Annotated in this window: 18 protein-coding genes; 10 read left to right on the top strand and 8 right to left on the bottom strand. The window is 58.0% G+C overall.

Annotated features, from left to right (window positions below):
• Positions 1–30: 30 nt before the first annotated feature.
• The 4 genes from ACZ5YV_RS16750 to ACZ5YV_RS16735 all read right to left on the bottom strand — a co-directional run bounded on the left by ACZ5YV_RS16750 (position 31) and on the right by ACZ5YV_RS16735 (position 4,525).
• Positions 31–816, bottom strand: a complete 786-nt coding sequence (locus tag ACZ5YV_RS16750) for an acetoacetate decarboxylase family protein (protein WP_464789506.1) — start codon at positions 814–816, stop codon at positions 31–33.
• Positions 817–866: 50 nt separating this feature from the next.
• Positions 867–2,381 (bottom strand): aldehyde dehydrogenase family protein, encoded by a 1,515-nt coding sequence (locus tag ACZ5YV_RS16745; RefSeq protein WP_464789505.1) that lies wholly within the window; start codon positions 2,379–2,381, stop codon positions 867–869.
• A 60-nt stretch (positions 2,382–2,441) separates the two neighbouring features.
• Positions 2,442–3,236: an SDR family NAD(P)-dependent oxidoreductase gene (locus ACZ5YV_RS16740; protein ID WP_464789927.1), complete on the bottom strand. Its 795-nt coding sequence runs from the start codon at positions 3,234–3,236 to the stop codon at positions 2,442–2,444.
• A 263-nt stretch (positions 3,237–3,499) separates the two neighbouring features.
• On the bottom strand, positions 3,500–4,525 hold the full coding sequence (locus ACZ5YV_RS16735) for a helix-turn-helix domain-containing protein (RefSeq protein WP_464789504.1): 1,026 nt from the start codon (positions 4,523–4,525) through the stop codon (positions 3,500–3,502).
• Between the two features lie 203 nt (positions 4,526–4,728).
• On the opposite strand from ACZ5YV_RS16735, the gene ACZ5YV_RS16730 reads away from it, so the two are divergent.
• The 3 genes from ACZ5YV_RS16730 to ACZ5YV_RS16720 all read left to right on the top strand — a co-directional run bounded on the left by ACZ5YV_RS16730 (position 4,729) and on the right by ACZ5YV_RS16720 (position 9,370).
• Positions 4,729–5,562, top strand: a complete 834-nt coding sequence (locus tag ACZ5YV_RS16730) for an acetoacetate decarboxylase family protein (RefSeq protein ID WP_464789503.1) — start codon at positions 4,729–4,731, stop codon at positions 5,560–5,562.
• A 72-nt stretch (positions 5,563–5,634) separates the two neighbouring features.
• The gene (locus tag ACZ5YV_RS16725; protein ID WP_464789502.1) at positions 5,635–7,887 is read left to right on the top strand and encodes a TonB-dependent receptor; all 2,253 of its coding nucleotides are present in this window, start codon (positions 5,635–5,637) and stop codon (positions 7,885–7,887) included.
• Positions 7,859–9,370: an APC family permease gene (locus tag ACZ5YV_RS16720; RefSeq protein WP_464789501.1), complete on the top strand. Its 1,512-nt coding sequence runs from the start codon at positions 7,859–7,861 to the stop codon at positions 9,368–9,370. The genes ACZ5YV_RS16725 and ACZ5YV_RS16720 overlap by 29 nt, the downstream gene beginning before the upstream one ends.
• A gap of 59 nt (positions 9,371–9,429) precedes the next feature.
• On the opposite strand, the gene ACZ5YV_RS16715 is transcribed toward ACZ5YV_RS16720, so the two are convergent.
• The gene (locus ACZ5YV_RS16715) at positions 9,430–11,688 is read right to left on the bottom strand and encodes a TonB-dependent receptor (protein WP_464789500.1); all 2,259 of its coding nucleotides are present in this window, start codon (positions 11,686–11,688) and stop codon (positions 9,430–9,432) included.
• A 282-nt stretch (positions 11,689–11,970) separates the two neighbouring features.
• Positions 11,971–13,215, bottom strand: coding sequence for a DUF3422 domain-containing protein (locus ACZ5YV_RS16710; RefSeq protein WP_464789499.1), 1,245 nt, complete (start codon positions 13,213–13,215; stop codon positions 11,971–11,973).
• A gap of 373 nt (positions 13,216–13,588) precedes the next feature.
• Here ACZ5YV_RS16710 and ACZ5YV_RS16705 point away from each other — a divergent pair, with 373 nt between their 5' ends.
• The 5 genes from ACZ5YV_RS16705 (at position 13,589) to ACZ5YV_RS16685 (ending at position 19,626) form a co-directional block, all read left to right on the top strand.
• A complete protein-coding gene (locus tag ACZ5YV_RS16705; RefSeq protein WP_464789498.1) occupies positions 13,589–16,039 on the top strand; it encodes a GcvT family protein in 2,451 nt (816 codons plus the stop codon).
• Between the two features lie 71 nt (positions 16,040–16,110).
• Positions 16,111–16,857 (top strand): electron transfer flavoprotein subunit beta/FixA family protein, encoded by a 747-nt coding sequence (locus ACZ5YV_RS16700; RefSeq protein ID WP_464789497.1) that lies wholly within the window; start codon positions 16,111–16,113, stop codon positions 16,855–16,857.
• 1 nt (position 16,858) lies between these two features.
• Positions 16,859–17,788, top strand: coding sequence for an electron transfer flavoprotein subunit alpha/FixB family protein (locus ACZ5YV_RS16695; RefSeq protein WP_464789496.1), 930 nt, complete (start codon positions 16,859–16,861; stop codon positions 17,786–17,788).
• A gap of 42 nt (positions 17,789–17,830) precedes the next feature.
• A complete protein-coding gene (gene purU, locus ACZ5YV_RS16690; protein ID WP_449469167.1) occupies positions 17,831–18,715 on the top strand; it encodes a formyltetrahydrofolate deformylase in 885 nt (294 codons plus the stop codon).
• A 2-nt stretch (positions 18,716–18,717) separates the two neighbouring features.
• Positions 18,718–19,626, top strand: coding sequence for a bifunctional 5,10-methylenetetrahydrofolate dehydrogenase/5,10-methenyltetrahydrofolate cyclohydrolase (locus tag ACZ5YV_RS16685; RefSeq protein WP_464789495.1), 909 nt, complete (start codon positions 18,718–18,720; stop codon positions 19,624–19,626).
• A gap of 13 nt (positions 19,627–19,639) precedes the next feature.
• Here the strand turns inward: ACZ5YV_RS16685 and ACZ5YV_RS16680 are convergent, their stop codons facing one another.
• Both ACZ5YV_RS16680 and ACZ5YV_RS16675 read right to left on the bottom strand, forming a co-directional pair.
• Positions 19,640–20,521, bottom strand: coding sequence for a helix-turn-helix transcriptional regulator (locus tag ACZ5YV_RS16680; RefSeq protein ID WP_464789494.1), 882 nt, complete (start codon positions 20,519–20,521; stop codon positions 19,640–19,642).
• Positions 20,522–20,592: 71 nt separating this feature from the next.
• Positions 20,593–21,510: a LysR family transcriptional regulator gene (locus ACZ5YV_RS16675; protein WP_464789493.1), complete on the bottom strand. Its 918-nt coding sequence runs from the start codon at positions 21,508–21,510 to the stop codon at positions 20,593–20,595.
• Positions 21,511–21,645: 135 nt separating this feature from the next.
• On the opposite strand from ACZ5YV_RS16675, the gene gabT reads away from it, so the two are divergent.
• Together gabT and ACZ5YV_RS16665 are read left to right on the top strand one after the other, a co-directional pair.
• On the top strand, positions 21,646–22,932 hold the full coding sequence (gabT, locus tag ACZ5YV_RS16670; RefSeq protein ID WP_464789492.1) for a 4-aminobutyrate--2-oxoglutarate transaminase: 1,287 nt from the start codon (positions 21,646–21,648) through the stop codon (positions 22,930–22,932).
• On the top strand, positions 22,929–24,383 hold the full coding sequence (locus ACZ5YV_RS16665; protein WP_464789491.1) for an NAD-dependent succinate-semialdehyde dehydrogenase: 1,455 nt from the start codon (positions 22,929–22,931) through the stop codon (positions 24,381–24,383). The genes gabT and ACZ5YV_RS16665 overlap by 4 nt, the downstream gene beginning before the upstream one ends.
• Positions 24,384–24,415 lie beyond the last annotated feature (32 nt).

Raw genomic sequence — 24,415 nt, 5'->3', positions numbered from 1 at the left:
TTTTGCACGATGTCCAAGGTGCCTCCCTTCTTACCTGGTGAAGCGGCGAGCCTTGTTGAACAACCGGAAGTCGTCATATTTCTGACCGTAGATATACGGACGATAGTCATGACCGTCATCCAGTTCTTCCCAGAAAGGTATGGTCCAGCAGGAGGCGCCTTCACCATAGGAGACGCCGCCCACTTCGACCACCGGTATGGTGTCGAGCGGATCGACCGCGGTACCGGCGAGCTTGAGCGTGCCCGTGCCCTGCCGCGTAACACGGAAGTCCTCCGCCGTATCAAGGCAGCTCAACACCACCTTGTTCTGGAAGCCCTTGCCGGTCGTGTGCGGCTGCGCCTTCAGCTCGAAATCCTTGACGTTGTTTTGCGCTGGGCCAAGGTCAGCACCGAGTTCGGCCTGAATTTCTATCAGGCGCACACCGTTGCGTTCAGCATAGGCGTAAACTTCATGACCATCGACATACAGGCGAGCGTTACCGGTCTTTTTGCCTTCACCCCACATTTCACGCCCGATGGTGACAGGCATATCGCCGCTGACGAACAAGGTCAGCATGGTGGTGCCAGCTTCACCCTTATATTTGCACGACAGATAGATGATGCCGCAGTCGAATTCGCCACAAAGCGCCGACTGCCAATGCGACACGTTGGCGTAGGCGATCGGTTCGTCGGGAAGATCGAAACAGGGCGGGAGAACCTTACGCAGAAATTCCTGCGTGGTCTTGAACTCAATCGTCAGGGATTCTGTCGTAAATTGCCCCTCCGACAGCAAGCTCTCAATTTCTGCGACTTCCTGGTCTGTTTTGACGAAGCTCATTGACTAGCCTTTCTGTAATTTCTTTCATGAATTCAAAATAAAACTGGATTTCACTTCTCGCCGCCAAACGCTTCCGCATCTGCATAGGGGAACCACCAGAAATCATGAGACGAGCAGCTCGGATCGATCATCACCATCTTCGAGTGCCGGAACTGGTCCAGGCCCTCCGCGCCTAGCTGGCTACCCATGCCGGAGATTTTGCGGCCACCGAAAGGCGCGGCGTTATTGTCCATCAGCGGGGCATTGATCCAGGTCATGCCGCTTTCAAGCTCTTCGATGGCGCGGTGCGTTTCACCAAGGTCCGTGGTGTAGACCGTCGATCCCAGGCCATAGTCCGACCGATTGGCGAGCGTGAGAGCTTCGTCGAAATCAGCGACGCGGCAGATGGACATCACCGGACCGAAGCTTTCAACATTCAGGATTTCGGCGTCCGGTTGGACCTCTGTCAAGACCGTGGGTTCGACGAAGTAGCCAGCGTTGAGGTGAGACGGGCGGGCGCCGCCGGTCGCCACCCGGGCTCCCGCCTCGATCGCGCGCGAGACCAGTCCTTCGTAGCGGCTCCGTTCGCGCTCCGACACCATCGGACCCATATCGACCTTGTCCAGACCGTTGCCGATACGGATCTTCCGTGTCAGTCCGACCACCTTGTCGATGAAGGCATCGTGGATGTCCTGATGGATATAAAAGCGCTCGCCCGACGTGCAGACCTGACCCGCATTGAGGTTAGCGGCGAAGACGGCGGCGCGCGCGGCAATGTCGAGATTGGCCGACGGCATGACGATGAACGGATCGTTGCCCGACGTTTCGATCAGAGCCTTCTTGAAATTTTCCGCACATCCCTTCGCAACGGCCCGGCCCGCGCCCACGCTGCCAGTGAAGGCGATGCCATGAATATCCTTATGCGCGACCATCGCGGTGCCGACGCGAACGCCACCCGTGATGAGGCCGATCAGGCCGGGCGGCAAGTGCGGCATCATCGTCTTGAGGAACAGGATCGACGAGACCGATGTGTGGTCGGATGGCTTGAGGATCACAGCGTTCCCAGCACCAAGCGCCGCAGCCGCTTCCCAGGAATAGAGACAGTAGGGGAAATTGAACGCCATGATGATGCCAACGACGCCAAGTGGATGCTTGGTGACCAGGTTCATATGGCCGCCTACGACCGGCCCGACGACACGGCCATGATCGTGGCGGGACACTTCTGCATAATAGCGGAACGCCCATACGGACCATGTAACCTCGTCGAAGGCTTCTTTGTACGGCTTGCCCATTTCGCGAGTCATCGATTCAGCCAGCAACGGCCGGTCGTCCTCAATGGCCTGCGCGACCTTATGAAGCGCTTCGGTACGTTCCAGCGCCGAAAGCTTGAGCCATGCGCGCTGCGCCTGCTTCGCGCTCGCGACCGCCTGATCGAGTTCAGCATCAGTCGCGTCCGACACGCTCGCAACCACTTGTTCCGTTGCAGGATCAATCACGTCAAGCGCGGTCGTCGAAGCACTCCGCCGCAACTCTCCGTTCACCAGAATATGGTTGCTATAGTCCGCAAATGGCTTGAACCCCGACATCAAAATACTCCCAGAAAAACTATGCTGAAGTTCGCCTGCTCTTCACTCCAGCACCCATGATCACGCACCGAGCCAGCCCCCATCGACGGCATAGGTGTAGCCCGTGCAGTAGGATGAGGCTTCGGACGCCAGGAAGAGAGCCGCGCCCCGCAGTTCCTGCGGCTGGGCGTAGCGCTTCATCGGCGTGCGAGCCAACAGTTCGGCCTGGAGGCGGCGAACTTCTGGATCGGGATGATCCAGCTGCTCGCCTTCGCTCAATCCTGTGGCGACATAACCGGGGGCTATCGAATTCACCCTGATGCCCTCGGGAGCCAGCATGGCCCCCAATTGGCGCGTAAGCTGCACGACCCCACCCTTCGCCGCCGCGTAGCCGATGCAGCCCCATTGAGAGTCCGCAGTCACGCCGACGATGGACGCGATGTTGATGATGGAGCCTCCGCCACGACCCTTCATGGCCTTCGCCGCCGCCATGTCGGTGAAGAAGACGCCCGACAGATTGACATCGATCAGCCGACGCCAGAGATCGGCCGTGTAATCCTCCCACGATATAGGAAGATTAGGCTCAGCGATGCCTGCATTGGCGATACAGACATCAAGGCGTCCGTGCCGTTTCATGACGGCATCAACCATGTTGGCAACCGACGCCTCCTGAGACACGTCCACCTGTATTCCATGGGCGGCGCAGTCGCCATCCGCGGCAATCCGTTCAGCTGCCTCTTCAGCGCCAGCACCATCGATATCGGCACAGTAAACAATCGCGCCAGCGTGCGACAGAGCCGTAGCAAGCTCAAAGCCGATACCGCGCCCACCTCCCGTTATGAGAGCCACTCTCCCATCGAGCTTGAACAAATCCATTGTGTTCACGCGCCGCCTGATCCTCTAGCTTCAAAGTTATGAAACTCTGTTCTTTTTTAAGAGTGCGCGCCTTCAAGGCCGCGAAAATTGCTACAGCTGCTGGAAGGCCGACTTCTATAAATGACTAGAGGACGACCATAGCTTATTCGCCCGATGGTGCCGGTTGCGACATTGATCGGCAATACCTCTGCGAGGGTATCACCGTAGCTCTGCCCTTCGGCAAAGGCAGCGAGTCGATGGGGCCAACCTCCTCGACCCTTTTCTCACTTGGACACCCTACCTCTCTCCGCGTTGCCGAGACCGCCGATCAAGCGGCCTTTGGTAGCAGAAGGAAGTTCGTGGAAATGACGCCGATACTGCTGGGAAAAACGGCTCGGATGGTGGAAGCCCCATTTATACGCCAGATCAAGCACGTCGGTCCTGGCACCTTTTGCGAGAATATCTGAACGTACACGGTTCAACCTTTGCGTCAGAATATATCGTTTCGGGCTTAGTGCCGTGATATCGGCAAAACTATATTCCAAGGTGCGCTGACTGACGCGCAGAGCTTCACAAAGCTCTGCGACGGTGAAGTCCTCGGTAATCCTGTCCAGGATATAGTCACGCGCTTTTCGAAAGAGATAGGTTCGTGTGTCGAGCGAGGGCCTGCTGCTCGCCTGAATGTCCAGGTCAGCTACGACGGATCCGGCCGCGAGCGCCACATTTTCACCCCGATCCACCAGTTCAGCGTTGCGCGGATCGTCCGACAAACATTTCAGAAGATCAAAAACGGCTGCGTCCAGCATGGCTGTGCGCTCCGCTGACACCGAAATCCATTTTCTGACCTTGAAATATGTCCGCCAGTCGAAATCGGCCAGCAAAACGTCGAGCAAATCCTGGTCTATCGCCACATAAAAGCCGGAATAATCGCCGCGCACCAGAAAGTGGAGTAACGCCTCATCGGCGCATATCAGTCCGAATTCTCCATTCAGCGCCTGCCCTTCACAAAATGCCTCGCCATTGGAGCGCGCCCGGAAATAGAAGAATTTGCCGGGGGGCGCGCAGAACATCTCCTCCATCGGCAGGTTATATTCTTCCAGCCCTACCGTTACGCCAGCCATTTCCATGTCAAAGAGCGCGCCCTCAAAAAGGCCAGGCAACAGCTGCACATATTGCGTGCGCCAGTTCATCTCCTTGATTTCGGCATGTTCGTCGGGAAAGGATGTAGGACGCCGGGGCAACGGCAAAGGCAGATCGCGTCCCTTTGCAGGACGGATGTGAGGCCAGCCAATGCTATCCAATTCGTCCATTTACGCGCTTCAATTCGCGGGCGATGCGCGGTGGCGCACCCCTATCCCAATTGCATCAGGCTGGCACATTCGTACTCGCCCCGCAACAGCTTGCGGAAAACGGCTAACGACATCCGCAAAGCTGTGACAGCTTTTCAAGCCAACGCACCTTCTGGAGATTCGAGGTGCGGGAAATCCAGTGATGATATCGAGGAAATATTTCAATGTCATATGTGTGGTCGGAAGAGCAGGTTCGCAATTTCCTGGATATTTTTCATAGCGAAAACACCCACACGCACAGCTGCTTCGTAAATGTCGAGTTTGAAACAACAGCAAAGTTCGCGCGCTCCGTTCTGCCACCATGCCTCGACGTTCCTGAAAATCCCACGATCACCATCAGCGTCGGATTGATGCGCGAATCGTTCAAAGGCCGCTTGCAACAAGGAAACGAGGTTCGCGCGGAGGAGGAAATCGGCTGGATCGTGATGAAGGCAGTCCATGAGGGCCGTGAGGGGATATATTCCCTTCAGGAGATCGTCAGCGGCGACTATGAAGTATCATCAGGCCGCGAATTCTGGGGCAATCCCAAGAAGCGCGGATCGGCCCAAATATACAGTGACAGCAAAACGGTTTACGCGTGGGCCGAGCGCCACGGTACGCGAGTTATCGAAATTGAGGCTAGCCTGGGCGACGACTTGCCGACCACCACGGACGAACGTTCCCGCTACTTCACCATTAAATACGACTTTGCGCCAGACGGCTCGGGATTCGCGAGTGATCCTTCCTTGGTCACGCTCAACAACGGATGGGACACACTCTATGGGAAGGAGCTGAACGACGTGCGCGTCGCGCTGCGACCGAATGGCTTCGACCCGGTGGATACGCTTGAACTGGGAAAAATAATCAGCGCTACAATGACCTATGGGGGTGGCGGATACCTGGTCGAACGTGTCGACAGGCTTGAGGGCGGAAAGACATATCTTCCTTATGTCCTGGGCCGGATTTTCGATGAGGCGACCCGTGAGCCGACTAACAAGGGCGCACGGATCTTCACCTGATCCACGCTGGCGCGCCCAGATCCTTATTGGGACGCAGGGAGATTAGGTTTCTTGAAAAATGGGGAGGTCCTGATGGGCCAGGTAAAATATTTCCGGCTGTCGAGCAGCCTTTTTGTCCTCGCAGCATTGACCGCCATGGAGTCCGTGAACGCGCAAGAGGCCCCGTCGCCTCCGGCCTCGGCGGGAGGACAGTTGGAAGAGATTATCGTGACCGCCCAAAAACGGCGGGAGAGGATGCAGGATCTACCCGTTTCAGTGACGTCGATTTCCGGCAGTGCGTTGCAGAACCTGAAGCTGACCGACGCCTCTCAACTCGCGGTCCAGGTTCCCAACCTGACCGTTCAAACGCCCTTCGGTGAAGTACAGCCGATATTCGCGATGCGCGGTGTCTCGCTGGTCGATTATTCGCAGCATCAGCAAGGCCCGATCGGGATGTATGTTGATGAAGATTATAAGGGGGCGGGCGTGTTCCGCGCCCAGCAACTCTACGACATTGACCGGGTCGAGGTTTTGCGCGGGCCGCAAGGGACGCTCTTCGGCCGCAACACCACCGGCGGCGCGGTTAACATCTATACCGTTCAGCCCGACCTCGATGGCGCGGAGGGCTTCGTCACCGCCGGGGCCGGCAACTATGGGCTGCGGGAGTTGACCGCCGCCGTCGAGTTTACGCCGGTCCAAGACGTCTTCGGCATTCGTGCGGCGTTCGATGGCCGCAAGTCCGACGGCTATCTCCACGCGGTTCAGCCGGGACTCAAGAATTTCGCCAACGACGACAGCTATGCGTTCCGGGTCAATACCGCGTTCCGCCCCAGCCCCGATCTCCGCTTCAATCTGGGCTATAGCCGCAGCCGTTCCGACACCCGGCCTGCTGGCTACACGGTGACCAATGTCGGCCCCGAAGGGTTGGGATTTGCCGGTATCTTCAATCAGGGACTTGGCTTCTACGATGTGAATGCAGGCGACCAGGGCTATCTCAAGGTCGATAATGACAGCGTCATCCTGCGCGCCGAGTGGGACATGAGTTCCGACATCATGATGACGTCAGTGACGACCTACGACAAAGGCCGCTTCCGCGCCTATAGCGATGACGACAGCCGCCCCGAAGGCATCCTTGCGGATGGAAGCGACGCCAAGGCCCGTGTCTGGTCGCAGGAAGTTCGCCTCGCTTCGCGGGGCTCGGGACCGTTCACCTGGCTTCTGGGAGCAGCCGCGTCTGATGAGAAAATCAGCAGTGCAACCCGGTACGATTCCTATGCTTCCTTTTCCGAAGACGTTGCCGGAACGCCGATCTGCCTGATCGATAATGTGACGGGATGCGTGTACACCAATCAGTTCAGGATGAAGCGCCGCAGTCTTTCCGCATTTGGACACACGACCTACAAGTTCGACAATGGAATAGAGGTTCAGATCGGCCTCAGATATTCCAACGATCGCACGGACATCAATGAATATAAGGCCTATCTGGGCTATTTCGATCCGGCGACCGGCGCCCCGGTTTATGGCGTCAGCACCTTCATCGAGGGACCGCCGCAAGATCGCTTCACCAACCGCAATCTCAGTGGCAAGGCGGCACTGCGCTACAGGCTTACAAGCAACGCCAGCGTGTATGCCAGCTTCAGCCGAGGCTATCGATCGGGCACATTCAATGGCTACGCCTATTTCGATCCCGCCGAGATCACGATCGTCAAACCGGAAATCCTCGACGCTTTTGAAATCGGAGCCAAGAGCGAGCTATTCGGCAGAAAGCTCCGACTGAATGGCGCGGTCTACTATTACAAATATAGGAACCAGCAGTTCCTCGACGTGACGGATCAGGGACTGGAGATTCTGGTGAACGCGCCGCGCAGCCGCATATGGGGCGCGGAACTGGAGGCGGCGGCCGCACCCACCCGGAACCTGACGCTCAGCGCGGGGATCGGCTACACCAACGGCAAATTCCAGGATCTGACGCTCAGCGGGATCGTCCTCGACGGCAACAGGCTGACTTCGGCGCCGCGATGGACGCTGAACGGCGCGGCGGACTGGAAGTTGCTTCAGGACACCGACGCAGCGTTCGCGATCCATATGGACGCGCGCTATTCGAGCCTTCAATATTTCGACGCCTTCAACACAGCCGATATATCACAACCTGGCTACTGGCTGGTCAACGGTCGGCTCACCAAGCCCATCGGAAATACCGGTCTGGAAATTGGGTTATGGGTCAAGAACCTTCTGAAGAAACGCTACTATGCTTATCTCGTCGACTACAAATCGTTCATGAACGCCAACCTCGCCACACCGGGCGCACCCCGGACATATGGCGCCGATATTTCGTTCCGTTTCTGATATCCGCGTTGATTTCGCAGTCAGGAAAAACAAGACAAGTGAGAGGGTTCGATCCGAAGCGATCAGCCTTTGGTATAAACGGGATCCAGCATTGACAACGTCCACGGAAGACACTGCCACCTCCGGCGCTCTATCTCCCTTAAAGGCGGTAGCTCTTGGCTTCGCAGCGATGCAGGTTGGGCCATGTCTGGCGAGCGTCCCGACGCTGCTGCTTCAGTTCGGAGACGCTGGCTCCTGGATCAGTGCGCTGATGACGCTGGGGGTCGCGCTCCTCATCGGGCGTGCGATCACGACCTTCGCCAGCCGATATGTCGTTAGCGGGTCACTCGTCTCCTATGCCGAAATCGCGTTTGGCAACTGGGGGCAACGGGTGGTGGGCGTCTCGCTCATGCTCGGCTATCTCGGCGTGATCGCGATGATCGTAAATGACGAGATATATTATCTGACGAGCCTGCTGTCCGAGACCGGATTTCCCCAGGCGACGAGCTTGCCGTGGCAATGCGCCTTAAGTCTCGTCGCTTCCGCCTTCTCGGCATTTTTTGCTTATCGCGGCCCTGATTTGTCCGCCCGCGTCGCAGGATTGCTCGCCCTGATCAGCTTGCCGGTCATCATGGTGGTAATGCTCCTCGCCTTCTCCAACCATCCAGCCGGATTCTTCGATCAGTTCAACACGAGCAAATTCGATGCCGGAGGAATACTCGCGGGGGCGGTATGGGGCATGGCGATCTATGTCGGTTTCGACGGCCTGACTTCGGTGGCCTCGGATACGGTGAATCCACGGAAAAATGTTCCTCGCATCCTGACCTACACCCTACTTTTATGCGGGGTGACATGGTCTCTGGGATCCTTGCTTCAATATTCGGTTTTAGCGCCGCACATGAACGACATTCTCGCCGGCAGAACGGCTATATCTGTCCTTGCAGCGCAGGCGGGCCTGCCGGGCCTCACGGCCGAGTTCGATCTTGTGGTCGGCGCCTCGGTCGTCGCATCGACGATCGCGTTCTTCAATTTCGCCGCCCGCATCGTGGCGACGGCGGCCCAGGATTCGATGCTGCCAGCCTCGCTGGGGATCATCGACCCTGAAAGCCATGCCCCTCGCCGCGCGATTTTGCTGGTCGGCGTTATCGGCGCGATCGTGCCAATGCTGATAAGGCTGAGCGGAGCCGAAAGCCCTATCGAGGCCATCACCACACTGGCCAGCATCGTGATCAATTTCTGGCTGCTGCCCTATTTCCTGATCAGCCTGGGCGCGATCCTGATCCTGCGCCGGGAATCCGTCGCCAGCTTCGCATATTTGATGCCACCGGCTGCCGGAGCGCTGCTTCTCATTCTCGTGGTCGCTCAGAACTTTATCGCGCGAGAGGGAAAGTGGCACATGCCCGTGATCGCGGCCACTATCCTCGCGGTCGCGTTGGGGCTGCTCAAACTTGCTGACCGGACCCGGCAATCGCAAGACTTGAGAATGCATCCCAGTCCAGAATAAAAAAGGCGGCCCTGCCGAACAAGTCCGGGAGGGCCGCCAATCAGAGAGGAGATGGAACGTCAGAAATCTTTGCGAAGCTCAATGCCATAACGACGCGGAGGAACGTAGGTGACAATTCTGGTTCCAAACAGCGCGATATAATCGAACGCGGAGACCTGCTTTGCGGCATTGGTAAAGTTCTTCACGAACGCAGCAATTTCGAAGCCATTGCGCGAAAAACTTACGCGAGCGTTGTGCAGCGTAGCGGCGGGAAGAAGGTTCATCGCATTGTTGTCAACCGATGAGTAACGCTTCGACTGATAGCTGAAATCATATACGAAGGCGAGCTGGCCGTTGCCGATGTCGAACGACTTGCGAGCCAGGCCATTGACGGTCCACTTGGGCGCATTCACCGCACCCTGATCAATAACACCGCTATAGCTGGTGTTCACATCGTAAATTTTCGTATGAAGATTTGCTACGCCAAATTGAAGATCGAGGCCTCGCATGGGTGTAATAGACAGTTCCATTTCACCACCATACATATAGGCATCATTGTTGGTGACGAAAGATGTCAGACCTTGAAGCTGGAATGCCTGGAAGTCGGAATAATCATAATAGAATGTGCTAAGATTCAGGCGAACGGCACGATCAAATAGCTTCAGTTTCGATCCTGCTTCGTAGGCAATCATTGTTTCAGCGCCAAAGGGCGTCTGATCGAGCGTAGTCGTCCCGCCAGCATTGCTATTGAAACCGCTGCCTTTCACGCCTCGCGAGACGCTGGCATAGAGCAGCGCGTCATCACTGGCGGTGTAATCGAGCTGAAGGCGACCGCTCCACAGCCATTCTTTCTTCTTCGCGGCGCGACCGACAGTCGCCTCCGAAAAATCATATCCCAGCAGCGGAGGATTGTAGACGGTGTTGGTGACCCCGTCTCCCAACTCATTATAATATACCTGCGAAGAAAAGCTCTTGGTGTCGTGCAGCACCCGCCCGCCGACGGTCAGCTTCAGGCGATCGGTCAGCGCATAGTCACCCTGTGCAAACGCCGAATAGGAACGGACATGCTGGTCGAAGACGTTGCTGATATCGAACGCGAACTCCGTACCAGCATATGCAGGGAATGAATAGTTCTGATAATTGGACTGCTTTATATCCAGAAAATATACACCACCGGTGAAGTTAAACCTGTCGCCCACTTTCGACACGCGAAGCTCTTCGGACCATTGGTTCAAATTCTGGCCGCTGGGAAAATAGCAGGCATTCAGGGGCGTGCCATCGCAATCCTCTGCATAGGCGAATTTGAAATCTGTGTAGTTGGTAAGGGAAATAAGACTAATTTCGTCCGAGGCGTTCCATTCAAGGCGCAAGGTCGGTGAAATACGCTCTTTCTTCAGATAGCCGACGGCGTTGAACGCCGTCTTGCGCGCGTCGGGATAGGGATCGCGATATCCCGTGGCGTCGTTCCCGGGGCCAGTGCCATATGCATCCACATCAGCGGGGAGGAGTTGCGGCGTGCCATTCACCAGATAGGCTGGCTGGGAGTCATAGGTGCCGATCCTTGCGCGCGGATTGCGATCATAGGAGATTGCGAAATAGGCTTTGAAATTGTCGCTCAGGTCCCGCTGGATCTGCGCGCGCGCGCCAAAGAATTTTTGCGCATTCGTGTTTGGACCAGCCGCGTTCTTCCACCAACCATCCGAATAGTCCAGCATACCGGAAATGCGGAACTGCGTCTTGTCGTCCAGCGGACCGCCGACGGCGCCCTCCAGGCGCTTCTGATCATAGTTGCCGATCGTGGCCGACACGAACCCTTCAAACTGTTCTGTCGGCTTCTTGGTGATAAAATTGGCGAGGCCGCCAGTGGAATTTCGACCGAACAGCGTCCCCTGCGGGCCGCGCAGAATTTCTACACGCTCCAGATCATAGACAGGGAAGTTGGTTTCATAGGGCGAGCTGACGTAAATATCGTCGAAATAGATAGCGTTGGGCGATTCCTGATTGGTCGAAAAGTCGGTCGCCGCGACGCCCCGCATCGTCAGGTTGCCGTTGAGCCCCGAACCGCCGCTCGATTCAAGCACGACGCCCGGGACTTTGGAAGCCAGTTCAGTGGCCGACTGGACCCCCATCGCCTGCATCTGGTCGGACGAGAAGGCAGAGATCGAAAGGCCGACCTTGTCGAGCCGCTGCTCACGTCGCTGTGCGGTAACCACGATGTCGCCGGCCAAGCCATCGGGCTGGGGAGCACTCGCGTTGGCACCCTGTCCACCCTGTTGGGCCAGAGCATAAGCAGGAACCATGCTGATACCGATCGCCAGCGCTGCTATCGAAGCCCGCATCGCGCGCGCGCCCCATGTCTGGAAAAGATCTTGCCCTTTACTCAAGGATTGCAAAGCATAGAAGCTGTTGTGATACATTGGATAAACCCCCGGATCGTTGTTGGGCGCGGTCCCGATCGCCAAATTTGAGACGGCCCAGAGGATCAGGCTGACGAAATTGTTATACAATACCCTGTGAAGGGTAGCTTATGCTTGCCTGAACAGTGCTGGCTTGCCATCGGGAAACAGCCAACCCTTTATTATCGCGCTTTACGATCCAATTGCTCTGGATTTCTTTACGCCCTAACCCCCTGGCTGCCGCAGCACCGCGTTGCGGAGGCGGTGCAAGCAAAACCAGGTTCCGGCCAGTATGAGCGGCGTCGCAATGGACAGGATCGCCGAAGCGTGCAGAGCAGGCGCGAAGGGCTCTATCCCTTCAAGCATATGCCCCAACAGCGACACGCCATAATAGCTGATGGCGACCACGGACAATCCCTCCACCAACTGCTGGAGCCTCAGCGTCATGCTGGTGTTTTGTTCGAGCGAGGCCAGGAGTCTTGCGTTCTGATTTTCGATCCGCGTTTCGATGCGGGTCCTCAGCAAATTGGAAAGATGGGTCGCGAGGTCAGCGATCTGGCGCGACCGTTTGGTGAAGCTCGCACATGTGCGCACCGCGGGAAGAAAGCGACGCTGGGTAAAATCGGTGAGCGACTGGCATCCCCTTATTGGCCGGGGAGCCAATTCGGCCAGCCGCTCATCAACCAACTGAGCATATGCTGCGGTCGCACTCATCCTATAATTTGTTGCGCCGGCGAGGGCGCCGATCTCCAGCGAGAGCTGACACAGCTCGTTCAGTAGATCGTCGTCGCGGACTTCTGGATGACTCAGCATCTGGCCAAGGTCTCGCAGCTTGGCTTCGGCATCGCGCAGCAATCGCGATTGTGCTTGGGCCACCGGCAGGCCCATAAGGGCCAGATTACGGTAATTTCCCAGTTCCTGAAAACGCTGCACGGCACGTGTTAGGTCGCCGTCACTGGCGCCGTTTGCAGCTACAAGAAGCCTGCCATATCCATCAGGACCGATACGAAAATCGGACCAGATGCGAATACCGTCACCTACATGGCAGGATACCAATTCATCGCCGACGAACGCCATATCCTCCAAGCGGGTTTGAGCCTTCTCCTCGTCTTCGACGATCTGGATCCTGGTTGCGCGTATCGCGGCGCCCGGCAATTTTTCCATTTGTGAAACAACGTGGTCCGTCGAGTCCGCTTGGCCGGGGTCTATAAAAAGAGTGACGGTGCTTGCTTCGCTGTGGCGCTCCCAAGTGTAGGCTATCCCGTCATGCAACGTTCCCGAAACATGGCTGGCGCCGGGTAGACAAGCTGGATTCCCGCTGAATTGAGCGACGAAATCGCATTCCTGCGCCCGATCGCCTTCATCCAGAATGTTCAGTATCTGCACGATCTCCATCGACGCTGAAAGCCTTGGCCAGCGCCGCAAATGCATTTCTCCGACGACCCGCTTGCGGAGCTCATGTTCTCTCACGCTCTATGCCCCCTCACTTGGCCATCACCCTATAACGCCCTTCTCGCAACGGCATCCACAGATTCGGCCCTTCCGAAAGTCCTAGCTGGCTTAGGTGGACCACGCCCCTCCCCCTGCCAGCATAATACTACCCCGGTCGGGGTATTGTTACACCAGCGCGCCGCCAGCACTATCCCATCCACACAATAGATTTCTTCCTGATGGGTGCGTCGTTCCAATAGCGGATAAGCAGTTTGCCGGACAATCAAACGCTCCGATCAGAATTTACAGACCTGTTGCCGGGTGATGACTTGGATAGACGGGCGACCTCTTCACATGCGCATGTGAATACCTCTGCGCACTCACTACATCGCAGATATCTGGAGTGTTTTCCGTGACGTCATATCCGAGTTCCGCCGAAGTCGTAATCATCGGTGGCGGCATCGCAGGATGCTCCATAGCGTACCATTTGACCAAGCTGGGCATTTCGGACGTAGTTCTGTGCGAACGCAAGCAACTGACCTGTGGCACAACCTGGCACGCGGCGGGATTGGTCACACAGCTCCGCGCAAACCGGCGGATGACAGAGCTTGCCTATTATACGGGACAGCTGTTCGGACAGCTGGAAGCCGAGACCGGCATGGCAACCGGCTATATGCAACGGGGTTCGCTGCGCCTCGCCAAGACGCCCGAACGGCTCGAAGAGCTTGCCCGCGGCGCATCGATGGGGCGCAATTTCGGCCTGCCTGTTGAACCTGTCACCCCTGGCCAGATCAAGGAACGCTGGTCGCCAGTAAACATCGACGGCATCGTCGGCGGTTTCTGGTTCCCCAATGACGGTCAGGTCAACCCCATCGATGTAACGATGGCTTATGCAAAGGGCGCGCGCATGGGCGGCGCCAAGATTCTTGAGCAATGCCTGGTCAAGAACATCATCGTCGAAGGCGGCAAGGCGGTCGGCGTCATGACCGAGCAAGGCGAAATCCGGGCCAAGAAGGTCGTCATCACCGGCGGCATGTGGTCGCGCGATCTGGCGGCGCAAATCGGCGTAAGCCTTCCCCTGCATGCCGCAGAGCATTTCTACATCGTCACCGAGGCTATCCCGGAACTTCCGCGCAACCTGCCGGTCATGTTCGTCACCGACGAACACGCCTATTATAAGGAGGATGCAGGGAAGCTCCTGCTCGGCTGCTTTGAGCCGAACGCCAAGCCTTGGGGCATGAACGGCATCTCACCCGATTTCTGTTTCGATACGCTGCCCGAAGATTTCGACCATTTCGAACCCATCCTCGAACTCGCGGTGAACCGTGTGCCGCTGCTGGCCAATGCGGGTATCCAGCTGTTTTTCAACGGACCTGAAAGCTTTACTCCCGACGACCGCTACCTGCTGGGCGAAACACCAGAGGTGCGCGGCCTGTTCACCGCCTGCGGGTTCAATTCAGTGGGCATCCTGTCTTCGGGCGGCGTCGGCAAGGTTCTTGCGGACTGGATCAATGACGGCATGCCACCAGTAGAGTTGGTCGATGTCGATGTCCGTCGCACGGTCTCGTTCCAGACCAACAAGAAATATCTTCACGACCGGACGACGGAAACGCTCGGCGCAATGTACAACATGCATTGGCCCAACCTGCAGATGGAGACCGCCCGCAACGTTCGCCGCAGCCCCTTCCACGATCGCCTGATCGCCAAGGGCGCCTGGATGACCGAAATGAACGGGTATGAACGACCCGGCTTCTTCGGCAACGCAGGAACGACACCGAAAGTGGAATATTCCTATCATAAGCCGAGCTGGTTCGACGACACTGCTGCCGAATGCCGCAATACGGCGGAGAATGTCTCAGTCTTCGACCTAAGCTGCTACGTCAAATATCTCATGGAGGGCCGCGACGCCCTCAAGGTGCTCAACAAGCTTTCCGCCAATGAAATCGACGTCCCGGTCGGTAAGCTGGTCTATACCCAATGGCTCAATCCCAAGGGCGGCATCGAGGCCGACGTCACCATCACGCGCCTGTCCGAAACGTCCTTCATGATCGTCACGATCGCCGCCTCCCAGCGCCGCGACATGGCCTGGCTGAAGCGGCATATTCCGGATGACGCGCATGCCCATGTGGTCGACATCACGTCCGGATTACCCATGCTGGCCGTAATGGGTCCTAAGTCACGCGAACTGTTGCAGAAGATATCGCCCGCCGACTTCTCCAACGAAGCCTTTCCTTTCGGTACCAGTCAGGAAATCGACCTTGGCTATGCGAAGGTCCGTGCCAGCCGCGTCACCTTTGTGGGTGAACTGGGTTGGGAACTCTACATGCCGGCTGAGTTCGCCCAACATGTGTATGATGTCCTTGTCGAAGCGGGAACGGAGTTCGGACTTCGCGACGCTGGCTTCTTCGCCCTCAATTCCCTCCGCATGGAAAAGGGTTATCGCCACTGGGCGCACGACATCGGCGAGGAGGATACTCCGCTGGAGGGCGGCCTGGGTTTCGCGGTCGCGCTGGACAAGCCCGGCGGCTTCATCGGCCGAGATGTGCTTCTGCGTCAGAAGGAAGCAGGCAAGCTCACCAAACGCCTCGTCCAGTTCAAGCTGAAGGACCCGCACGCCCCGTTCGTCTTCCACAATGAACCGCTGTGGATCGGTGACCGGATAGTCGGCGACATCTCTTCGGGAGCTTATGGCCATCGCATCGGGGCTTCGCTGGGGATGGGTTATGTCCATCACGAGGATGGCGTCGACAAGGCGTTTCTGGAAGCGAGCAGCTTCGAGGTCGAGATCGCATGGAAGCGGCATGAGGTGGAGGCGCAGTTAGGCCCCTGGTATGATCCAAAGGGCCTGCGCATCAAGGCGTGAGCCGCCCAAGCCACCTTTCTCACATTAGCAGCGGCATCTTGAAGGCGCTTTAGCGTCGCCGGGAGGATATCATGCGCATTCTCGTTCCCGTGAAGCGGGTCATAGATTTCAACGTAAGGCCAAGGGTCAAGGCAGACGGAAGCGGCGTTGACCTTGCCAACGTCAAGATGGCCATGAATCCCTTCGATGAAATCGCCCTTGAGGAAGCGATCCGCCTCAAGGAATCGGGTCAGGCTGCCGAGGTCATCGCCGTGTCCATCGGCCCCGCCAAGGCGCAGGACACGCTGCGTACGGCGCTGGCCATGGGGGCGGACCGCGCCATCCTTGTCGAGACGGACACGGACGTCGAACCACTCGCCGTCGCGAAGATTCTGAAAGAGATCGTGACGGAGACCGATCCCGCTCTCGTCATCCTCGGGAAACAGGCGATTGACGACGATGCAAATCAGACCGGACAGATGCTCGCGGGGCTGCTGGGCCGACCGCAGGGCGCCTTTGCAAGCCGGATCAGCGTCGATGGAGACGCAATCAAGGTGACGCGGGAGATCGACGGTGGCCAGGAAACGGTAAGGCTCACCCTTCCAGCGATCATCACTGCCGATCTCAGGTTGAACGATCCGCGCTACGCCTCGCTTCCCAACATCATGAAGGCGAAAAAGCAGCCTGTCACGATCATGAGTCCCGCGGATTACGGGGTGGATTGCACCCCGCGCATCAAGACCCTGAAGCTGGCCGAGCCGCCAGCGCGCTCCGCCGGTATCAAAGTCGCCGATACGGACGCTCTGGCCGTCAAAATCAAGGAACTGGGGGTTGCCTGAGATGAGAATTCTCCTTTTGGTCGAGCATGATAATGGCGCGGTAAAAGACGCTACCCTGTCCGCTGTCACGGCCGCCGCCAAACTCGGTGCTGTCGACTTGCTGGTGGTCGGACTTGCATGCCATGGCGTGGCAGAGGCGGCTGCGGCGATCGCGGGTATCGATAAGGTCCTTCTGGCCGATCACCCCTGTTACGAGCATGCACTGCCGGAAAATGTTGCACCGCTGGTGGCGGCCCTCATGACCAACCACGATGCATTTCTCGTGCCCGCGACGAGCATGGGGAAGAATGTGGCGCCGCGCGTCGCCGCGCTGCTTGATGTCATGCAGATTTCGGAAATCCTCTCCGTGGAAGGAGAAAGAATCTTCACCCGCGCGATCTACGCTGGAAATGTCATCGCGACCGTCGAATCCACAGATCCCAAGCTGGTGATCACCGTGCGGAGTTCGGCCTTCCCCATGGCGCCCACGACAGGCGGTTCCGCTGTCATTGAGGAGGTTTCCATAGGGGGGGACGCCGGTCTGTCCACTTTTGTGGGTGCGGAAATCGCAAAGCTGGAACGCCCTGAACTGACCTCCGCCAAGATAGTGGTTTCCGGCGGCCGCGCGCTCAAGGATGCGCAGACGTTCGAGCAGATCATCATGCCCCTGGCCGACAAGCTCGGCGCGGGCGTGGGCGCCAGCCGCGCCGCCGTCGATGCGGGCTATGCCCCCAACGATTATCAGGTAGGGCAAACGGGCAAGATCGTTGCTCCCGAACTTTATGTCGCGGTCGGCATATCGGGCGCGATACAGCATCTGGCTGGCATGAAGGACAGCAAGACCATCATCGCCATCAATCAGGATGTGGACGCGCCGATTTTTCAGGTCGCCGATATCGGGCTCGTCGCCGATCTTTTCACCGCCGTCCCTGAACTGACCGCGAAGCTGTGAAGCCCACGCCGGGCAACTGGGCATAGAATTTTGGAGAAGAATGTGACGACCGATATCCTCACCGTATCCTGTCCGTCAAAGCGGGGGATCGTGGCCGCCATTTCCAGCTACCTGGCAAGCCAGGGGTGCAGCATTTCGGATTCCTCGCAATTCGATGATGTGGAAACCGGCACCTTCTTCATGCGGGTCAGCTTCATCTCCGAAGAAGGGAAGGCGCTTTCGGAGATCGCGGAGGGTTTCACGCCGATCGGCGCAGAATGGAATATGAATTTCGAGTTTCATGATTCCACAGTCAGGATGAAGGTCATCCTGATGGTGTCTCGCTTTGGACATTGCCTGAACGACATTCTGTATCGCTGGAAGATCGGCATGCTGCCGATCGACATCGTGGGCGTCATCTCCAACCATTTCGATTATCAGCATCTCGTACTGAGTCACGATCTGCCGTTCCACCATATCAAGGTGACCAAGGATAATAAGGCTGAAGCGGAAGCCGAACTGATGGCGATCGTCGAGCGGACGCAAGCCGATCTCATCGTCCTTGCCCGCTATATGCAGGTGCTTTCGGACGAACTGTGCCGCAGGATGCCGGGCCGGGTCATCAACATCCATCACAGCTTCCTGCCCGGCTTCAAGGGTGCGAAACCCTATCACCAGGCCCATAAGCGCGGCGTAAAACTGATCGGCGCCACCGCCCATTATGTCACCGCGGAACTGGATGAAGGCCCGATCATCGAGCAGGAAACAATAGCCGTCACCCATGCGCAGAGCGCGGACGATTATGTATCCATCGGACGGGATGTGGAGAGCCGCACATTGGCCCGCGCGATCCACGCCCACATACATCATCGCGTATTTGTGAATGGCGACCGGACGATCGTTTTTCCCGCCAGTCCGGGCAGCTACGCCGCCGATCGCGTGGGCTAACCATGGCGAAAATCATTGACGGCAAAATGATGGCCGAGGACATTCTGGAGACCGTTCGCCGCGACGTGGGCGCCTTTCGGACGCGCTGCGGCATCGCGCCCACCTTGGCGGTCATTCTGGTGGGTGATGATCCGGCGAGTCATGTCTATGTCTCGCGCAAGTTGAAGGCCTCCAAGCGGGTCGGCATAGGGTCGATCGAGCGGCGCCTGCCGAGCGAAACGACCCAGGACGCCCTTCTGGCGGAGATCGATGCGCTGAACATCGATCCCACCGTGCATGGCATATTGGTCCAGCTACCGCTGCCGCAGCACATTGACGCAGCAGTCGTGCTGGACCGCATTTGCCCGTCGAAGGATGTGGACGGTTTCCACCCCGTGAATGTCGGCCGACTGTCCACGGGCACTCAGGGCCTGATCCCCTGCACACCGCTCGGTTGTCTTCTTTTGCTTGAAAGCGTGGTGCAGGACTTCTGTGGCCTGAAGGCTGTCGTCATCGGAAAGTCCAACATCGTCGGCAAGCCTGTCGCCCTGCTTTTGCTGGAAAGAGAATGCACCGTCACCGTCACGCACATCAACACGCGTAATCTGCCATCCATCGTCTCAACCGCCGACATCGTGATTGTGGCCGCAGGCAGCCCGGGTCTGGTGCGCGGCGGCTGGGTCAAGCCCGGAGCGATCGTGATAGACATCGGCATCAACAAGATTGTCGACAAGGATGGCCGGAGCATCATCGTGGGTGATGCGGTGACTTCAGAGCTCGATCATGCCGCAGCCGTCACCCCTGTGCCCGGCGGCGTCGGGCCCATGACCATCGCATGTCTGCTTTCGAATACCGTCCGCGCAGCCAACATGATGACGGCTGGTTGCTCACCGGATGTTCAGGGGACCATATCCGCCTCTCGCGTGGCTTAGTCGCGCAGGCAAGTTAGTTGCTGCGGGGCGCCTGCCCATATTGGAGCAACGGATCGGCATCCAGGCCGACATTCACTTCCCCAACCACGTCGATGAACAGCGAAAACAGTTCCGCCATCGAACTGATATCCAGCTTGGCGTAAATATTCCTCCGATGCACCTTCGCCGTGCCCTCGGCCATTTTCAGCCGTTTGGCGATCACATCTATCGGATATCCTCTAAGCATCATCTGAACGACTTCGAACTCGCGATCGGTCAACAAGGAACGGCCGAAATTATCGCGGGCTCTTTTCAGATCGTCGTGCAGCTTCACTTCTTCGGGCGAAGGAGGAACAAATAGTTTCGGGTCGGCAAAATGGCGCCAGCTCGAAGAAAGCGTTCCGAAGACAATCGGAGCAATCGCCTTGGCCAGTTCCAATTCCTCATCCGAATAACGCCCCGCATCACGGGACCGGGCGAAAGAAAGCAATATGTGCCCACCCTGCCCGTCCGACATGCAATAGCACATCTCATCGACAAGATCGGTGTCAACATAGTGCCGAACGAAAAAATCGCTGGTTTGAAAATCATCCTGATCTACCACGTCCTTAAGACTGATCGCCTGATTTTCAATGGACCGCTCAATGGCAAGATAGAATGGATCGGTAAGGTAAAATCCGTTTTTATAGTCGTTGATCTGCTGCTGCCTGACAGATTTCGACGTACGATGTTCGACGACCTCTGGCCCAACATTTTCACGAAAATGAAACAACATCATCTCGTCTGATCGGAGCGCGGCGGAGAACATGTCAAATAGCGCTTCTGCTCTCGCCTTACCTTCCAAAGCGATAAGCTGGGCGATCTTGCCATTCCACTCAGGGGAAGCCAGATATTCCAGTGACAACATTTCAGACATTTCCCCCTGCCCTAACTTCAAAACGAAACATGTTCAGGCAAACACATCCCGGCCAGCCTGTTGAAGACGCATCAATATGCCGGGTCCGCGCTGAATTGCGCCGCTAGCCAGCGCCTGAAACGGACGATTGATGGGTCCGACCACCGATTGGCGGGACCCCTGAAAACATAGGCTCCCAGTGTCACAGGCACGAATTCCTTTTCACGAGGCACCACCTTCACCAGTCTACCCGCCGCAAGATCTTCGGCAATGAGATAGTGATTGCCAAGCGCGATCCCTTGGCCCGCGCGCGCGGCGGCCAGCGCCAGATGGGCATGACCATATCTGCCGGTCGGGGTGTTCGGCGGAAGATCGATAGATTGCGCCTTCATCCACATGCGCCATTCCACATCGCTGCGTTCCTCGATCAGCGGCAATGTAGCCAGGTCTTCCGCCGATCGGATATTGTCGCCCCAGCGAGAGACGAACATCGGCGAGGCCAGCGGAAAAACATGCGGCCTCGCCAGTTCAAGCGTTCGCACACCGCGCTTCCGGTCCAGCGTCTGGCAATCGCCAATATATCGAATGTCGCCATCAACGGCGTTGTTCGAGAGATCAAGGAGCCCTTCTTCCGAGCGAAGATCGACCGGCGGCATTCCGTTCCGACCCGAAGACATTGCGAGCCGCGTAGCCAGCCAATGCAATGCCAACCCCCCGACGCAGGATATCACAAGCTTGCCATCGGTCCTGCCCCGAACGGCATCCGTTGCTTCCCTCAATTCATTGAAAACCTTCACCAAACGGCCATGATAATCAACGCCGACCGCTGTCAGCTGCCCGCTTTCCCGGTCCAGCAAGGTAACGCCCAAACGCTCTTCCAGCCCCCTTATGTGACGGCTCACTATGGCATGGCTTACGCCAAGGGCCTTCGCTGCTCGTCGGATACCGCCCAATCGGCCCACTGCCTCAAAGGCCCTGAGAGCGGAGAAAGGAGGCAATGGTGAATTCATCGCGTTCAGCCATAGGAGTGGATGGTGACCTGAGGTTACCAATGCGGCCGCCGAAAGCAACTGCTTCCGGGATGCGGAATTTCCTAATGTGTCAGCATCAGGACAGATTCCAGAAACCATCATGAAGGTCGTCAGATGCGGAACGCCGAATATAACGCCCGTCGCAAGGAAGCCATTCCGCAGGGCGTCGCAACCGCCACCAATATTATCGCCAGCAGGGCCGAGAACGCCACCATCTGGGACGTCGAAGGCAATGCCTATATTGATTTTGCGGGCGGGATCGCGGTTCTCAACGTGGGCCATCGTCACCCCAGGGTGATCGCGGCAGTTCGCGACCAGATCGACAAATATACGCACACTGCATTTCAGGTGGTTGCCTATCCGCCTTATATCGAATTGGCTGAGCGGCTGAACGCTTTGGCGCCCGTCGATGGCGATGCCAAAACCATCTTTTTCACGACCGGCGCGGAAGCGACGGAAAACGCAGTCAAGATCGCACGCGCCGCCACCGGCCGCCCCGGCATCATCGCCTTTGCGGGCGGCTTCCATGGCCGGACCCTGCTGACGTCCGCCATGACCGGCAAGGTTTCGCCCTACAAAAGGGGCCTTGGACCCTTTCCGGGGGAAATCTACCATCTCCCTTATCCCAGCCCGACCACCGGAGTCAGCATTGAGGAAACGCTCAAGGCTCTCAACTTCCTGTTTGCGGCCGACATCGAACCGGAACGCATCGCGGCTTTCATTATCGAGCCGGTTCAGGGCGAAGGCGGTTTCCACAGCCCGCCGCCTGAATTTTTCCAGGCGCTTGATGATATCCGTCGTCGTCACGGCATATTGGTGATCGCGGACGAGGTTCAGACCGGCTTCGCGCGAACGGGGAAGATGTTCGGCATTGAACATATGCCGATCAAGCCCGACCTCCTTACCGTCGCGAAGTCGCTGGGCGGCGGCTTTCCGATTTCCGGGGTCATAGGGCGCGCTGATGTGATGGACGTCATCGGCCCAGGCGGTCTGGGGGGCACCTATGGCGGCTCTCCCGTCGGGCTGGCCGCAGCCTTGGCCGTGCTGGATGTGATCGAGGATGAGCATCTCCTCGATCGTGCCAATGTTATCGGCCACAGAATTCGCGAACGCATTGCGCTGTTCGCTGAGGACAAGAATCTGGTGAAGATCACCGGCCTGCGCGGCCCCGGAGCGATGATTGCCTTTGACATCGTCGATGAACAGGGCCAGCCCGACGGCGTTGAGGCAAAGCGTGTCTGCTCTCGCGCGCTCGAACATGGGCTGATATTGCTAAGCTGCGGCCAGTCCGGTCAGGCTATAAGAATTTTGGTGCCGCTGACTGTCGAGGACGAAACATTGGAACAAGGCCTGAATATTCTGGAGAAGGCACTGACAGCTGTCGCGAGGGAGGCGGCGTGACCTTCCCTCACACTCTGTCTCGACCGGACCTGCTCAAGGAAGCGGCTTTCATCGACGGGCAGTGGGTCGAGGGGACGGCGAAGATCGCCGTCACCAATCCCGCAGACGGCTCTGAACTGGGGGCTGTGCCCAATTTGGGCGCGGACGAAACAAAACAGGCGGTCGCTTCCGCCTGGCGGGCTCAGGTCGATTGGCGCAAGTTGGCTGCAAAGGCGCGCGGCGCCATTTTGCGGCGCTGGGGTGAGTTGATGCTCACGCACCAGGACGATCTGGCGACAATTTTGACGCTGGAGCAGGGCAAGCCTTTTGCCGAGGCCAAAGGCGAGGTCGCCTATGCAGCCTCTTTTCTGGAATGGTTCGCGGAGGAAGCGCGCCGGATCAATGGCGAACTGATCCAGCCCCACGCGTCCGATCGCCGTCTTGCCGTGCGCAAGGAACCCGTTGGCGTCGTCGCCGCCGTCACGCCCTGGAACTTCCCCCTGGCGATGATCACCCGGAAGGCCGGACCCGCTTTGGCCGCCGGTTGCTCGATGGTGCTCAAGCCATCCGAGCTCACACCCTTTTCGGCCCTGGCGCTCGCCATGTTGGCGGAAGAGGCCGGGGTGCCCGCCGGGATATTCAACGTCGTGACCGGCGACGCAGCGCCGATCGGGGAAATCCTGACCACGGACCCGCGAGTGCGAAAATTCACCTTCACGGGTTCGACGGGCGTGGGCAAAATGCTGGCGGCACGCTGCATGTCGACAGTGAAGCGTGTTTCCCTGGAACTCGGCGGCAACGCACCCTTCATCGTTTTCGATGACGCAGATGTTGAAAGCGCGGTTGAAGGCGCTCTGATGTCGAAATTTCGCAACACCGGCCAAACCTGCGTCTGCGCGAACCGCTTTCTGGTTCAGGATGGGATTTTCGAAGCCTTTGCGACGCGCCTGGCCGAACGGGTCAGCCAGTTCGTGGTGGGCGCGGGCATGAGCGGACCCACGGACCAGGGGCCGCTGATCGACGGGCGGGCAGTGGCCAAGGCATCGGCCCATATCGACGACGCCGTGGCGCGCGGGGCGCATATCCTGACAGGCGGTCACGCGATTGAAGGCGAAGGCAATTTCTTCCTTCCCACGGTATTGGCGAATGTTTCCGCCGACGCGCTGCTTTGCAGGGAGGAAACATTCGGCCCTGTCGCCGGTCTGGTACGGTTCCAAAGCGAGGCTGAAGCGATCGCGATGGCCAACGACACTCCGGCTGGCCTTGCCAGCTACGTCTACACGCGGGATCTGGGTCGGAGCATACGCGTTTCGGAAGCGCTGGAATATGGAATGGTCGGCCTTAACAGCGGACTGATCTCGACGGAGGTCGCGCCTTTCGGCGGCGTCAAGGAATCGGGCCTTGGGCGCGAAGGCTCCCACTGGGGCATCGATGACTATATCGAATTGAAGTTGATCTGCACGGGCTTATAAGACCTGACCGGTGAAGCAGGCGCCGGGCGTCC

This window comes from Sphingobium sp. TomTYG46 (assembly GCF_055396345.1).
Note: the sequence above shows the minus strand (reverse complement) of the source record. Positions and strands in the feature narration are given on the sequence as shown.

What these genes read in the sequence shown, in the direction of transcription:
- ACZ5YV_RS16740 (WP_464789927.1), bottom strand. Translation starts at nt 3,236, where the DNA reads ATGGATTTGTTCAAGCTCGATGGGAGAGTGGCTCTCATAACGGGAGGT.
- ACZ5YV_RS16675 (WP_464789493.1), bottom strand. Translation starts at nt 21,510, where the DNA reads ATGAATTCACCATTGCCTCCTTTCTCCGCTCTCAGGGCCTTTGAGGCA.
- ACZ5YV_RS16695 (WP_464789496.1), top strand. Translation starts at nt 16,859, where the DNA reads ATGAGAATTCTCCTTTTGGTCGAGCATGATAATGGCGCGGTAAAAGAC.
- ACZ5YV_RS16730 (WP_464789503.1), top strand. Translation starts at nt 4,729, where the DNA reads ATGTCATATGTGTGGTCGGAAGAGCAGGTTCGCAATTTCCTGGATATT.
- ACZ5YV_RS16715 (WP_464789500.1), bottom strand. Translation starts at nt 11,688, where the DNA reads ATGCGGGCTTCGATAGCAGCGCTGGCGATCGGTATCAGCATGGTTCCT.
- ACZ5YV_RS16700 (WP_464789497.1), top strand. Translation starts at nt 16,111, where the DNA reads ATGCGCATTCTCGTTCCCGTGAAGCGGGTCATAGATTTCAACGTAAGG.
- ACZ5YV_RS16735 (WP_464789504.1), bottom strand. Translation starts at nt 4,525, where the DNA reads ATGGACGAATTGGATAGCATTGGCTGGCCTCACATCCGTCCTGCAAAG.
- ACZ5YV_RS16680 (WP_464789494.1), bottom strand. Translation starts at nt 20,521, where the DNA reads ATGTCTGAAATGTTGTCACTGGAATATCTGGCTTCCCCTGAGTGGAAT.
- ACZ5YV_RS16725 (WP_464789502.1), top strand. Translation starts at nt 5,635, where the DNA reads ATGGGCCAGGTAAAATATTTCCGGCTGTCGAGCAGCCTTTTTGTCCTC.
- ACZ5YV_RS16720 (WP_464789501.1), top strand. Translation starts at nt 7,859, where the DNA reads ATGGCGCCGATATTTCGTTCCGTTTCTGATATCCGCGTTGATTTCGCA.
- ACZ5YV_RS16745 (WP_464789505.1), bottom strand. Translation starts at nt 2,381, where the DNA reads ATGTCGGGGTTCAAGCCATTTGCGGACTATAGCAACCATATTCTGGTG.
- ACZ5YV_RS16685 (WP_464789495.1), top strand. Translation starts at nt 18,718, where the DNA reads ATGGCGAAAATCATTGACGGCAAAATGATGGCCGAGGACATTCTGGAG.
- gabT (WP_464789492.1), top strand. Translation starts at nt 21,646, where the DNA reads ATGCGGAACGCCGAATATAACGCCCGTCGCAAGGAAGCCATTCCGCAG.
- ACZ5YV_RS16750 (WP_464789506.1), bottom strand. Translation starts at nt 816, where the DNA reads ATGAGCTTCGTCAAAACAGACCAGGAAGTCGCAGAAATTGAGAGCTTG.